Source organism: Hydrogenophaga sp. NH-16 (genome assembly GCF_004006415.1).
Lineage (GTDB): Bacteria > Pseudomonadota > Gammaproteobacteria > Burkholderiales > Burkholderiaceae_C > Hydrogenophaga > Hydrogenophaga pseudoflava.
In genome coordinates this window covers 2,555,231-2,568,528 of the sequence record NZ_CP029344.1, presented here as the reverse complement: position 1 = coordinate 2,568,528, position 13,298 = coordinate 2,555,231, and the positions used below count along the sequence as shown (strand labels likewise).

The 13,298-nt window shown below is 68.4% G+C and carries 16 protein-coding genes; 9 read left to right on the top strand and 7 right to left on the bottom strand.

Translation table 11 applies throughout. The features are described 5' to 3' along the window. Positions 1-2 precede the first annotated feature (2 nt). From DD542_RS12495 to DD542_RS12465, 7 genes are all read right to left on the bottom strand, one after another. A complete protein-coding gene (locus tag DD542_RS12495; protein ID WP_127805896.1) occupies positions 3-1,292 on the bottom strand; it encodes a solute carrier family 23 protein in 1,290 nt (429 codons plus the stop codon). A 94-nt stretch (positions 1,293-1,386) separates the two neighbouring features. Further along, positions 1,387-2,712, bottom strand: coding sequence for a fumarylacetoacetase (fahA, locus tag DD542_RS12490; RefSeq protein ID WP_127805895.1), 1,326 nt, complete (start codon positions 2,710-2,712; stop codon positions 1,387-1,389). Positions 2,713-2,724: 12 nt separating this feature from the next. After that, on the bottom strand, positions 2,725-3,531 hold the full coding sequence (locus DD542_RS12485; RefSeq protein ID WP_127805894.1) for a cyclase family protein: 807 nt from the start codon (positions 3,529-3,531) through the stop codon (positions 2,725-2,727). Between the two features lie 42 nt (positions 3,532-3,573). Then, a complete protein-coding gene (locus tag DD542_RS12480) occupies positions 3,574-4,890 on the bottom strand; it encodes a TRAP transporter large permease (RefSeq protein WP_127805893.1) in 1,317 nt (438 codons plus the stop codon). Continuing rightward, positions 4,887-5,444, bottom strand: a complete 558-nt coding sequence (locus DD542_RS12475) for a TRAP transporter small permease (protein WP_066152245.1) — start codon at positions 5,442-5,444, stop codon at positions 4,887-4,889. Before DD542_RS12475 ends, DD542_RS12480 begins: the two co-directional genes overlap by 4 nt. Before the next feature lie 19 nt (positions 5,445-5,463). After that, a complete protein-coding gene (locus DD542_RS12470; RefSeq protein WP_079366398.1) occupies positions 5,464-6,537 on the bottom strand; it encodes a C4-dicarboxylate TRAP transporter substrate-binding protein in 1,074 nt (357 codons plus the stop codon). Next, entirely contained in the window at positions 6,534-7,259 is a 726-nt protein-coding gene (locus DD542_RS12465) for a TetR/AcrR family transcriptional regulator (protein ID WP_079366399.1), read from the bottom strand. Before DD542_RS12465 ends, DD542_RS12470 begins: the two co-directional genes overlap by 4 nt. A gap of 128 nt (positions 7,260-7,387) precedes the next feature. On the opposite strand from DD542_RS12465, the gene DD542_RS12460 reads away from it, so the two are divergent. From DD542_RS12460 to map, 9 genes are all read left to right on the top strand, one after another. Continuing rightward, positions 7,388-9,490, top strand: a complete 2,103-nt coding sequence (locus tag DD542_RS12460) for an acetoacetate--CoA ligase (RefSeq protein ID WP_127805892.1) — start codon at positions 7,388-7,390, stop codon at positions 9,488-9,490. 130 nt (positions 9,491-9,620) lie between these two features. After that, entirely contained in the window at positions 9,621-9,812 is a 192-nt protein-coding gene (locus DD542_RS12455; protein ID WP_079366401.1) for a hypothetical protein, read from the top strand. Positions 9,813-9,880: 68 nt separating this feature from the next. Next, positions 9,881-10,402, top strand: a complete 522-nt coding sequence (locus DD542_RS12450) for a DUF1993 domain-containing protein (RefSeq protein WP_127805891.1) — start codon at positions 9,881-9,883, stop codon at positions 10,400-10,402. 41 nt (positions 10,403-10,443) lie between these two features. Beyond that, positions 10,444-11,031, top strand: coding sequence for a uracil-DNA glycosylase family protein (locus tag DD542_RS12445; RefSeq protein ID WP_127805890.1), 588 nt, complete (start codon positions 10,444-10,446; stop codon positions 11,029-11,031). Positions 11,032-11,035: 4 nt separating this feature from the next. After that, a complete protein-coding gene (locus tag DD542_RS24210; protein ID WP_277750650.1) occupies positions 11,036-11,170 on the top strand; it encodes a hypothetical protein in 135 nt (44 codons plus the stop codon). An 11-nt stretch (positions 11,171-11,181) separates the two neighbouring features. Beyond that, entirely contained in the window at positions 11,182-11,712 is a 531-nt protein-coding gene (locus DD542_RS12440) for a DUF1697 domain-containing protein (protein ID WP_164868391.1), read from the top strand. Between the two features lie 43 nt (positions 11,713-11,755). Continuing rightward, a complete protein-coding gene (locus DD542_RS12435) occupies positions 11,756-12,181 on the top strand; it encodes a VOC family protein (protein ID WP_127805888.1) in 426 nt (141 codons plus the stop codon). A 47-nt stretch (positions 12,182-12,228) separates the two neighbouring features. Next, positions 12,229-12,498: a ParD-like family protein gene (locus DD542_RS12430; protein WP_079366406.1), complete on the top strand. Its 270-nt coding sequence runs from the start codon at positions 12,229-12,231 to the stop codon at positions 12,496-12,498. Beyond that, positions 12,498-13,274 (top strand): type I methionyl aminopeptidase, encoded by a 777-nt coding sequence (map, locus tag DD542_RS12425; RefSeq protein WP_127805887.1) that lies wholly within the window; start codon positions 12,498-12,500, stop codon positions 13,272-13,274. Before DD542_RS12430 ends, map begins: the two co-directional genes overlap by 1 nt. The last annotated feature ends 24 nt before the right edge of the window (positions 13,275-13,298 follow it).

The window sequence follows — 13,298 nt, the reverse complement described above, 5'->3', positions numbered from 1 at the left end:
GTTCAGGCCTTCTTTCGTCCGATCAGCGCCCACAGCAGAATGGCGCCGAAGGTGGCGGTGCCGATGCCGCCCAGCGCGAAGCCGCCGAACTTGAGCGTGTAGTCGCCGGTGCCCAGCACCAGGGTGATGGCGGCCACCAGCAGGTTGCGGTTGTCGGAGAAGTCGACCTTGTTGTCGACCCAGATCTTGGCGCCTGCAATCGCGATCAGGCCGAACACCACGATGGACACGCCGCCCATCACGGCCAGCGGAATGGCCTGGATCAGGGCGCCGAACTTGGGGCTGAAGCCCAGCAGGATGGCCATCAGGCCGGCCACCAGGAACACGGCGGTCGAGTAGATCTTGGTCGCGGCCATGACGCCGATGTTCTCGGCGTAGGTGGTCACGCCGGTGCCGCCGGCGCTGCCGGCCACCATGGTGGCGACGCCGTCGCCGATGAAAGCGCGGCCCATGTACTGGTCCAGGTTCTTGCCGGTCATGGCGGTCACGGCCTTGATGTGGCCCAGGTTCTCGGCCACCAGGATGATGGCCACCGGCGCGATCAGCAGCATGGCGTTGGCGCTGAACACCGGGGCGCTGAAGTTCGGCATGCCGAACCAGGCGGCGCTGGCGATGCCGCTCAGGTCCAGCGGCTTGCCCAGGCCCATGCCGTTGGTCAGCACGGCGTAGACGACGCTGGCGACGATCAGGCCGACCAGGATCAGCAGGCGCTGCACCATGCCGCTGCTGAACACGGCCACCAGGGCGACGCAGACGAAGGTGATGCCCTGCATCCACTTGTCGAAGTCGGTCGGCGCCATGTTCTTGATCGGGATGCCGGCCAGGTTCAGGCCGATCACCGCCACCACCGCGCCGGTCACCACCGGGGGCATGAAGCGTTCGATCCAGCCGGTGCCGATGGCCTGCACCACCACGCCGATCAGGGTGTAGAGCAGGCCGCAGGCGATGATGCCGCCCAGCGCCACGCCGATGTTGGCGTTGGGGCCGGAGCCGGCGTAGCCGGTGGCCGCGATCACCACGCCGATGAAGGCGAAGCTCGAACCGAGGTAGCTGGGCACCTTGCCGCCGGTGACGAGGAAGAAGATCAGGGTGCCGATGCCGCTCATGAGGATGGCGACATTGGGATCGAAGCCCATGAGGATGGGGGCGAGCACCGTGGCGCCGAACATGGCGATCAGGTGCTGCACGCCCATCACGCCGGTCTGCGGCCAGGGCAGGCGTTCATCGGGTCCGACGACGCCGCCGTTGGCAAGGGTGGTGGGGGATTTTTCGGTCCAGCTGAGCAGGCCCATGGTTTCTCCTTCTCGTGTTGTGATGGGCCGGGATTCTGCGCGCAAATCGGCCGGCGCACCCATCCGGTGCGGGACAGGCGGGCCGGGCCGCCGCTCAGCCGCCGATGGCCGGCAGCACCTCGCCCCGGCATTCGCCGAAGCCGATGCGCGCCGCGCCGGGCTTCTCGCACCAGCCGCGCAGCACCACGGTGTCGCCGTCCTCGAGGAAGGTGCGCGTCTCGCCCGTGGCGGCCAGGGGAATCTGCCGGGTGCCGCCCAGCGAGAGTTCCACGATGGCGCCCGCTTCCTCGTAGGTCGGGCCGGAGATGGTGCCGGTGCCCAGCAGGTCGCCGGGCTGCAGGTTGCAGCCGTTGTTGGCGTGCTGCGTCAGCATCTGTGCGATGGTCCAGTACTGGTGGCGGAAGCTCGTGGCCGACAGCCGGTCGGGCGCCACGCCCTTGGCGCGGTGCTGCGCCGATTCCAGCAGCACCTCCAGCTGCACGTCCACACCGCCCTGCGCGCTGTTGGCGGGGCTGTCCAGGTAGGGCAGGGGCTGGGGCTCGTCGGCCGGGTGGGCGAAGGGCACGCGGTAGGGCGCCAGCGCCTCCATGGTCACGATCCAGGGCGAGACGCTGGTGCAGAAGTTCTTGCCCAGGAAGGGGCCGAGCGGCGCCATTTCCCAGAACTGGTGGTCGCGCGCCGACCAGTCGTTGAGCAGGCACATGCCGAAGATGTGCTGCTCGGCCTCGGCGATCGGAATGGGCTGGCCCAGGGCGTTGCCGGGGCCGACGTAGAAACCCATTTCCAGCTCGTAGTCGAGCCGGCGGCAGGGGCCGTACACCGGCGCCGACGCGCCCGGGGCCATGGCCTGGCCGTGCGGGCGGTGGAAGGGCGTGCCGCTGATCACCACGCTGGACGCCCGGCCGTGGTAGGCGATGGGAATCCACTGGAAGTTGGGCGTGAGCGGGTCGTCGGGCCGGATCACGCGGCCCACGTTGCGGGCGTGGTGGATCGAGGTGTAGAAGTCGGTGTAGTCGCCGATGCGCGTGGGCACGCTGTGTTCCACGGCGCTTTGTGGCACCAGGCAGGCGTGCAGGGCGCCCACCACGGTGGCGTCGGCGTCGTGGCGCAGCGCCGCAAACAGCGCGTGGCGCAGCGCGCGCCAGGCGGCTGGTCCCGTGGCCAGCAGGTCGTTGAGCGAGGGCTGTGCCGCGGCCCGGGCCGCGTCGGCGGCCAGGCCGTCCAGCACGCCAGACGCCGACACCGCCGCCAGGTCGATCACCTGGTCGCCGATGGCCACGCCACCGCGGAAGGGCTCGTCCGTGCCTCGGCGGCGGAACACGCCGAAGGGAAGGTTCTGGATCGGGAAGTCGGTGCCCGGCTCGTTGGCCGAGGTCAGCCAGCTGCGGGCGGCGGGGTCGTGGGTGTGGTTGAGCGTCATGGCGGACTCCGTTCAGGCCGAGGGCATCAGGGCGTCGTCGAAGATCGCGACCGCGCGCGTCCAGCCGGCCGAGGCGCCGCGGATCTTGTGCGGGAAGCAGCTGATGTAGAAGCCGGTCGGCGGCAGGGCTTCGAGGTTGTGCAGCTTCTCCAGGTGGCAGTAGCCGATGTCGCGGCCGGCCTTGTGGCCTTCCCAGATCAGGCTGGCGTCCTTCGATTCGGCGTACTTCTGCGCGGTGTAGACGAAGGGCGCGTCCCAGCTCCAGGCGTCGGTGCCGGTCAGGCGCACGCCGCGTTCGAGCAGGTACATGGTGGCGTCGTAACCCATGCCGCAGCCGGCGCTGACGAAGTCGTTGTGGCCGTAGCGGCTGCCGGCGCGGGTGTTGACCACCACGATCTCCAGCGGGCTCAGGGTGTGGCCGATGCGCGCCAGCTCGGCCTCGACGTCGGCGGCGGTGACCACGTAGCCGTCGGCGAAGTGGCGGAAGTCCAGCTTCACGCCGGGCTGGAAGCACCACTCCAGCGGCACCTCGTCGATGGTCCAGGCCTTCTTCTTCTCGCCCAGCGCCTTGTCCATGGTGCTGTGGAAGTGGTAGGGCGCGTCCAGGTGGGTGCCGTTGTGGGTCGAGAGCTGAATCGTCTCCACCGCCCACACGTCGCCGTCGGGCAGGTCTTCCTGCTTGAGGCCGGGGAAGAACGGCGCCATCTGCTCGAACGAGTTCTTGTGGTCGAAGTACTGGATCTTGGGCGCGAAGGCCGGTGGGTCGGAGATGACGTCGTTTTCCAGGTAGATCGAGAGGTCGACGAATCGGCGGGTCATGGGGTGCTCCTTGGGTTTCTGTGTGGGGGTGCGCTCAGGTGCTCACTTGAGCAGCACCAGACTCAGCGACGGGAAGGCCATCAGCAGCAGCAGCACGCCCACCATGATCAGCGTGAACGGTCCGGTGCCGCGGAAGATGTCACCCAGCGTGATGCGCGGGTCGTTCAGCGAGCTCTTGACCACGTAGGCCGAGAGCCCGAACGGTGGCGTGAGCAGGCCGATCTCCACCGCCACCACGGTGACCACGCCGAACCAGATCAGGTCCATGCCGAACTGCTCGGCGATGGGCAGCATCAGCGGCAGCACGATCAGCAGGATGGACGACGAGTCGATCACCGTGCCCAGCAGGACGATGATGAACACATAGACCAGCATGAAGGCGAACGGGCCGAAGCCGGCGTGGCTGATCAGCTCCATCAGGAACTGCGGCATGCCCGACATGGCCAGCATGCGGGTGTAGATGCTGGCGCAGATGATGAGGAAGCTGACCGCCACCGTGACGTGTCCGGTTTCGGTCAGCACCTCCCAGAACGCCCTGGCCGTGAGCTTGCGCCGCAGCACCGCGATCAGCAGCGCCAGCGCCGCGCCCACCGCGCCGGCCTCGGTGGCGGTGAACAGGCCGCCGTACAGGCCGCCCAGCACGCCGCCGATCATCAGCACGATGGGCACCAGCTTGAGCACCATGGTCAGCGGGCTCATGTCCTCGCCGTCGGGCACCGGCATCTCGCCGCCAGCGTAGACCATCGAGGGTTTGAAGTAGGCCGCCAGCACGATGCCGATGGCGAACGCCGCGGCCAGCAGCAGACCCGGCACGATGCCGGCGGTGAACAGGTCGCCCACCGACTGGTTGGCCAGGAAGCCGTAGAGGATCATCAGCAGGCTGGGCGGGATCAGCATGCCCAGCACCGACGAGCCGGCCACCACCCCCACGGCGAACCTGGGCTGGTAGCCGAAGCGCATCATCTGCGGCACGGCCACGCGGGTGAACACCGCGGCAGACGCGATGGAGATGCCGGTGATGGCGGCGAACACCGCGTTGGACGCGACGGTGGCCACGCCCAGGCCGCCGCGCAGGCGGCGGAACAGCTGGTTGGCGACCTCGAAGGCGTCCTTGCCGATGTCGGCCCGCGCCACCAGGAAGCCGGTCAGCACGAACAGCGGCACCACGCCGAAGATGTGGCTGGCGATGGCGTCGCTCGACGCCTGCGCCAGCAGGTTGGCGGCCACGCCGATGTCGTCGCGGATGATCCAGACGCCGACGAAGGACACCAGGCCCAGCACCACGGCCACGTGCAGTCCGCCCCAGATCAGCAGCAGCATCAGCACCAGCGAGAGCACGGCGACGGTGGTGGCGCTCATGGGCGATCCTCCCGCCCGGCCGCCAGACGTTGCCCGCGCTGCAGGTCGAGCACGGCCAGCAGCACAAAGGTCAGCGCCGTCATGGCCAGCCCGATCAGCATCATCAGCCGCACCGGCCAGACCGGCGCCATGAAATCGCCCAGCGCCCCCACGTACTCGCGCGAGGCGATGGACTCGATCAGCGAGGGCCAGGCGGCCCAGAGAATCACGGCCATCAGCAGCGCCCCCAGACCGTGGTACAGCGCCTGCAGCCGCGCGGCCAGCACCGGCCGCTCGCGCTTGAGCCGGTCCAGCAGCATGTCGGCGCGGGTGAAGCGGCCGCAGCGCAGGGTGTCGGCCAGCTGCAGGAACACGATGCCCACGATGGACAGCGACACCAGCTCGGTCACGCCGCGCACCGGCGCATCGAAGCCGGTGCGCCCGACGATGTCGGTGTTGATCAGCAGCATCAGGCCGATGATGAGCAGCGTGCCCAGGGCGTTGAGCGCCTGGGTGATCCGGTGCAGCCCGAAGGGCAGGGGCAGGTTGTAGGCATCCTGCGGAGGGTGGCTCATGGGGTCTCCGGGCAGGGGCTTACTTGACCGACCAGTCGCGTGGCAACTGGGCACCGCTCTTCTTCAGGCCTTCCATGTAGGCCTTGAGAATCTCGGTGCCCGGCACGCCCTTGCCCTGCAGGTCGGCGGCCCAGGTCTGCGCCACGTTGGGAATGGTGTCGGCCCAGCGCTGGCGCTCGGCGGCGGGCAGCTCGCTGACGGTGGCGCCGGCGGCGGCCATCTTCTGCAGCAGCGCGTCGGCGGTGGAACGCTGCGCTTCGGCAAAGCGTTTGTCGTATTCCAGGCCGACCTCGCGGAACACCTGCTGCACCTCGGGCGGCAGGGCGTCGAAGCGGCGCTTGTTCATCACGATGGCGCCCGCGTACATGGAACCGAAGTTCACCTTGGTCACATAGGGCGCCACCTCGTGCAGCTTGGCACCCCAGGCGCCGGTGCTGAAGGTGATGGCGCCGTTGGACACGCCCGACTTGATGTCCTCGTAGTAGGTCGGCAGCGAGCCGGCCACGGCGACCGCGCCGGTGTTCTTGATCCAGTTGGCCGAGGGGCCGGGCGCACTGATCTTCTTGCCCTTGAGGTCGTCGATGGACTTGACCGGGAAGTTGGTCCAGAGGTGGTAGGTGTCCAGCGCGGTGCCGCCCAGGTAGACCAGGCCGCTCTTGGTCCACGTGTCGCCCATGGCCGGGATCTTCTTCTGCATGTCGGCCACGATGGTGCCGACCGCGCCCAGGTTGTCGGTGCCGAACGGCGCCACATAGCTCACGTTCTGCATCGGGAACTTGGCCGCTTCGAACAGCGTGCCGACGAAGCCGAAGTCGGCCACGCCATCGGAAATGCCCTTGGACTCGCTGCCGATCTTGATCAGCGTGCCGCCCCAGGCCTTGGTCCATTCCACCTTGTGCTTGCCGCCGGCCGCGGCCAGGCGCTTGTCCACCTCGGGGATGTAGAACTCGTCCAGCAGCTTGACCCACAGGAACACCGGCGGGTGGCCGCCCGCGGCGGTGAGCTTGATGGTCTGCTGCGCGTGCGCGCTGTGCAGGCCACCGAGGGTGAGGGCGGAGGCCAGCAAAGTGGCCTGGAAGATGCGACGTTTCATGTGTGTCTCCTACGGGATGGGGGGGCGGTTTTTGGGGGGGCTGGGACAGGGGGAGCGGGCAGGGCGGCGCGCAGGCCGCCCACGATGAATCGCACGAGCCGGTCGGCGGCCGCCGGGTCTCCGGCCAGGCTCTGCCCTTGCGACAAGCGGTGCACCCGGTCATCGACCAGGTGGTGCAACAAGGCGCCGAGCGCGAACTGGTAGGCCCAGGCCACGTCGGCCAGGCTGGCGGTTTGAAAGACGGTGCGCAGGGCCTCGATGAAACGGTGGGCCAGCGGGTCGAAGAACTCGCGCAACACGCGGTCGGCCTCCGCGCTGCCATAGGCCAGCTCGCGCCCCACCAGCTGGGCGTAATAAAAACCCTCTTCGCTGTGCCGCAGGCGGATCACCGGCCTCACGAAGGCTTCGATGATGCGGTTCAGCGTGTCGGGGTCGCCCGGGTCGCCCGAGGCGGCGTCCAGTGCGGTCAGGCGCTCTTCGATGGTCTGGTTCCAGTGCGCGAAGATGGCGTGGAACAGTTCGTGTTTGGGGCCGTAGTAGTAGCCCACCAGCGCGAGCGGGACGCCCGCCTCCTCGGCGATCTGGCGGATCGTCACGCCGTGGTAACCGTGTTGCGCAAACAGCTTTTCTGCCGCCAGCAGGATGGCGTGCTGGCGGTCAGGCCTGGCCGCACCGCGCGTCGTCGCGGGTTTGGAGCGGGCGGGGGTGGATCCGGTGACCATGGAGCGGTATTGAACGTTTGTACAAAAATATTGAACATCCGTACAAACCCTTGCGCACGCCGAGCTGACAAACGCGCGATAGGTGCCGCCGCCCACCCGCTGCTACCCTGCGCCGCAGGAGACAACAAATGGCCACGACACCGCCCCCGTACGTTCCCCAGATCCACCTCTACCGGGACTGGCTGGCCCGCGAGCGCGGCCTGCGTTTTGACAGCTACGACGCGCTCTGGCGCTGGTCCACCACCGAGCTGGACGCCTTCTGGCAGAGCATCTGGGACTACTTCGACCTGCGCTCGCCCACGCCGCACACGGCCGTGCTGGAGAAAAACGTGATGCCCGGTGCGCGCTGGTTTCCGGGAGCGCAGTTCAACTACGCGCAGCAGGTGTTCCGCCATGTCGATGCCGCGCACGCGGCGGGCTTTGCGGCCGTGATCTCGGACAACGAAAAAGGCCAGCGGCGCGAACTGAGCTGGCCCGAGCTGCGGCGCCAGGTCGCGTCGCTCGCGCTGCACCTGCAGGACCAGGGCGTGATGCCCGGCGACCGCGTGGCCGCCTACCTGCCCAACGTCCCCGAGACCATGGTCGCCTTCCTGGCGGTGGTCAGCATCGGCGGCGTGTGGAGCGTGTGCGCGCCCGACATGGGGACCAACGCCGTGCTCGACCGTTTCAAACAGATCGAGCCTGTGGCGCTGATCGCCTGCGACGGCGTGAGCTACGGCGGCAAGGACCACGACCGCCTGGCCGTGGTGGCCGAGCTGCGCGCCGCGCTGCCGACCGTGCGCCACGTGATCCTGCACACCAACCTGGCGCAGGAGCCGGCCGAGGTGGACCACGCACTGGAGACGGCGCAACCTTGTGCCGACTTCCACACCGCCACCGCGCGCGGCGATGCGGCGGTGGCCGCGTTCGAACCGCTCTGGCTGCCCTTTGACCACCCGCTGTGGATCGTCTACAGCAGCGGCACCACGGGCCTGCCCAAACCCATCGTGCACGGCCACGGCGGCACCGTCATCGTGGCCATGGCGCTCAAGACCCTGCACAACGACGTGGGCTGCAGCTACGCGCCCAACAGCTTCGGCGAGCGCTACCACTGGTACAGCTCCACCGGCTGGGTGATGTGGAACGCCCAGGTCAGCGGCCTGCTCGCGGGCACCACCTGCGTCATCTACGACGGCAACCCCGGCGGCTCGAAAGACCGGCCCGACTGGACCGTGCTCTGGCGCTTCGCCGCGCGCGAAGGCGTGACCTTCTTTGGCGCCGGTGCGGCGTTTTTTGCGAACTGCCTCAAGGCGGGCGTGGACCTCGCGCAGTGCGGCGACCTGTCTTCGATACGGGCCCTGGGCACCACCGGCTCGCCGCTGTCGGAAGACGCGCAGCGCTGGGGCACAGCGCAGTTCGCCGCCATCGCGAAGACCGACGCACAGAAGGACATCTGGTGGTGCAACATCTCCGGCGGCACCGACTTCGCGGGCGCCTTCATCGGCGGCAATCGCGAACTGCCCCAGACCCCCGGCCGCATGCAGTGCCGCCTGCTGGGTTGCGCGGTCGAGTCCTGGGACGAGCAGGGACGCCCGGTGACCGACGCCGTGGGCGAGCTGGTCTGCGCGCAACCCATCCCGTCCATGCCGCTGTACTTCGTCGGCGACACCGACCACCAGCGCCTGATCGGCAGCTACTTCGACACCTTCCCGCCAGGCCATGGGCGCAAGCCCGGTGGCGGCGATCTTGGAAAAGAGGCCGGCGCCGTCTGGCGCCACGGCGACTGGCTGCGCATCTTCCCCGACGGCTCCTGCGTCATCTATGGCCGCTCCGACGCCACCATCAACCGCCACGGCCTGCGCATGGGCACCAGCGAGCTCTACAGTGCGGTCGAGGCCCTGCCCGAGGTGCTCGACAGCATGGTGGTGGACCTCGAATACCTGGGCCGCGAGAGCTTCATGCCGCTGTTCGTGGTGCTGCGCCCTGGCCTCACGCTGGACGAGGCGCTCAACGCGAAGATCGCCGGCGCCATCCGCACCGCGCTCTCGCCGCGCTTCGTGCCCGACCAGATCCTGCAGGTCGCCGAGATTCCGCGCACCCTCTCGGGCAAGAAGCAGGAGCTGCCGATCAAGAAGCTGCTGCTCGGCCAGCCACTGGAGAAAGTGATCAACCGCGAGGCCATGGCCAACCCGGGCTGCCTGGACTGGTACGTGGCCTACGCCCGCCAGCGGGCCGGCACCACCCCCGCCTGAAGCCCCGCCGTGTACATGGTGAAACGCTTGGTTACTGGTCAAGCCGCCCGCTTTGTTGAACACTTTCGGGTGATCGCACTGCGCATGACCCATTCCGGCGCGCAGCCACCGATCAGATCGGAGGACGCAGATGAACCGCGGCATTTCTCCTGTACAGCCCGAGGGCCTGGTTGCGCCTCTGGACATCGACATCGACATCCTGGACCACGCGCTGATGGACCTCCTGACCAGCGACTGGCAGACACTGGACGACGGCGCTCCCCAAGACGCGCCCCTGGTCACTCCAGAGCACGTCCCCACCGCGCCCGACACCTTGAGGTGAGCGTGCCTGCAGGGGTGCGGGGTCTGGCGTAGCATGCCGGACCTCACCTTCCACCCGCCTGCAAGACCATGCCCATCACCCTCTCGTCCGTCAGCCTGCCCGTCTTCCAGACCGCCCTGTCCAACCTGCTGCACTGCCTGAAAAAGGCAGAGGCCAATGCGGCCGCGCGAAAGTTCGATCCCAACGTGTTCGTCACCATGCGGCTGGCGCCCGACATGCTGCCGTTTGCGGCGCAGATCCGCATCGCCTGCGACGCGGCCAAGAACGGCACCGCGCGCCTGGCCGGCATCGAGGCGCCGAAGTTCGAGGACAACGAAACCACCTTCGCCGAGTTGCAGGCCCGCATCGGCAAGACGCTGGACTGGCTGGCCACCGTCCCGGCCACGTCCATCGACGGCCGCGAAGAAGCCCAGATCACCTTCCCGGTCGGCCGCGACAAGACCCGCACCATGACCGGTGAGGCGTATCTGAAGCACTGGGCCATCCCCAACCTGTTCTTCCACGTCACCACCGCCTACGCCCTGCTGCGGCACGCGGGGGTGGATGTGGGCAAGACGGACTACCTGGCGGGGGCGCAGGCGGGGGCCTGAACCCGGTTCCCCGTGGGCGCCGGACTCCTCCGCCGAAGGGTATGACCGCTTCCCGGTTCGACGACCTGCTGCACCGCGTCCGTGCGTGCAGCGTCTGCGCCGAGCATCTGCCCCATGGGCCGCGCCCGGTGCTCCAGGCGCACCCCTCGGCGCGGCTGCTGATTGCCGGGCAGGCGCCTGGCCGCAAGGTGCACGCCAGTGGGGTGCCGTTCGATGACGCCAGCGGCGAACGCCTGCGCGACTGGGTGGGCGTGTCGCGCGAGATCTTCTACGACCCGCACCAGGTCGCCATTCTTCCGATGGGCTTCTGCTACCCAGGCGCCGGACGCGCGGGCGACCTGCCGCCGCGCCCGGAATGCGCGCCCACCTGGCGCGCGGCACTGCTCGCGGGCATGCCGCACATCCGCCTCACCCTGGTCATCGGGCAATACGCCCTGGCGCATCATCTGCCGGCGGACCCCCGCGCCCTCACCGACGTGGTGAAAGCCTGGCGCGATCTGCCCCCCGCGCTCATGGTGCTGCCCCACCCCAGCCCGCGCAACAACCCCTGGCTCAAGAAGCACCCGTGGTTCCAAACGGAATGCGTTCCGCAGCTGCGCCAGCGGGTGGCAGCGGCACTCTCGATGTGAGTGTATGAAGCACATTCTCAAGGCCGAGAAGGCGACGATCGAGCGGCTGGGGCTGGCGGCGGGATGCCCGGTGCAGTCCGTCACCTTCTGCTGTTTTTCCGCGGCCGACCTGGCGGTTTACCAGGCGGTCCTGGCCTGAGCTGCCGCCCCATGTCCCGCTTCGCCGTCCTTCTCCGTGGTGTCAACGTCGGCAAGGCCAACCGCGTGCCGATGGCCGAGTTCCGGGCGATGCTCGAAGCGCTGGGCCACAGCGATGTGAAGACGCTGCTCAACAGCGGCAATGCGGTGTTCACCTCGATCCGCCGCGGCACGGACAAGCTGGCCGACGAGATCGGCGCCGGTCTGCGAGAGCGCTTCGGCGTCACCACGCCCGTCGTCGTCAAGTCCGCCAGCGAGCTCCAGGCGATCGTGGACGGCAACCCCATCGTTCCCCCTGAAGCGGAACACGGGCGCTTCCTCGTGGCCTTCGCGATGGCGCCGGACCGGTTGACGGCGCTGGAGAGCCTGCGGCCCCTGCTGCTCCCGGGCGAGCGCCTTGCCGTCACGGCGCATGCCGCCTACCTGCATTGCGCGAACGGCCTGCTGGAGAGCCGGGCCGGGGAGGCGCTGCTGGGCAAGGTGGGCAAGGGCGTCACCAGCCGCAACTGGGGCACGGTCATCAAGCTGGCCGCGCTGGTCTGACGCCAGAATGCGGCCATCCCACCCACTCCCACCGGTGCCGCCCATGCTTCCATTCACTGTCGAACGCATCGATCACGTCGTGTTCCGCGTGCGGGACCTCGCCGCCAGTGTGGCGTTCTACGAGCGCGTGCTGGGCTGCCATGTTGTGCGCGAACGGCCGGACCTTGGCCTCATGCACCTGCGGGCGGGCGCGTCCATGGTGGACCTGGTGTCCATCGACGGCAAGCTGGGTCGGCTGGGCGGGGAAGGGCCGAGGGCGGACGGGCGCAACGTGGACCACCTCTGCCTGCGGGTGGAGCCCTTCGACGAGCCGCGCATTGTGGCGCACCTCGCCGAACACGGCGTCGTTCCCAGGGGGCCGGCGAGCACCAACTTCGGCGCGGAGGGGGAAGGGCTCTCCCTGTACTTCTCGGACCTGGACGGCAACGTCATCGAACTCAAAGGGCCGGCCCATGGCGTCGACGGGTGATGTATGAAACAAATACAATTCGTATATGTTTCATATGGAGTCCTCAAATGGGCATCGTCAAGATTTCCGACCAGATGCATGAGAACCTGCGGGTCGCGGGCACGGCGCTGAGCCGGTCCATCAACGCGCAGGCCGAGCACTGGATGCGCGTCGGCATGCTGACCGAGATGCACCCCGACCTCGACTATCGCGCCATCTGCCAGCTGCTGATACAGGCCGAACTCAGCGGCGGCCTCGACCTCACCAACGCCGCCACCCTCGGCACGGCCGCGCCACCCAAGACCGCCGCCGCGGCCACCGCCAAAGGCCGCCACTGATGGCGCGCAACGTTCCGATCCTCAGCGCCGACGAACTGGTCATGGCGCGGCGGTCCGCACAGCTGGCCGCCGAGGTGCTGGCCATGATCGAGCCCCACGTCGTCGCCGGCGTCAGCACCGAAGCGCTGGACCGCATCGCCCACGACCACATCGTGAACGCCCAGGGCGCCATCCCCGCCAACCTCGGGTACCACGGCTACCCCAAGACCATCCTCACCTCGGTCAACCACGTGGTCTGCCACGGCATCCCCGCGGCCGACAAGATCCTCAAGGCCGGCGACATCGTCAACATCGACGTCGCCGTGCTCAAGGACGGCTGGTTCGGCGACACCAGCCGCATGTTCTGCGTCGGCACGCCAAGCACCCTGGCGCGGCGGCTGGTCTACACCACCTACGAAGCCATGCTGGCCGGCATCCGGCAGGTGCGGCCCGGCGCCACGCTCGGCGACGTGGGCCACGCCATCCAGAGCGTCGCGCACCGCGAGCACTTCAGCGTGGTGCGCGAGTACTGCGGCCACGGCATCGGCCAGATCTACCACGACGAACCCAACGTGCTGCACTACGGCCAGCGCGGCCAGGGCCTGCGGCTGGAGGCCGGCATGGTCTTCACCATCGAACCCATGCTCAACGCCGGCAAACGCGAGACCCGCCAGTTGGCGGACGGCTGGACGGTGGTGACCAAGGACCGCTCGCTCTCGGCGCAGTGGGAACACATGGTGGCGGTGACGGAGGAGGGATGTGAGGTGCTGACGGTGCGGGACAAGTCGTTGATTTGAAAGAATTCACCTGTTGGATGGCGG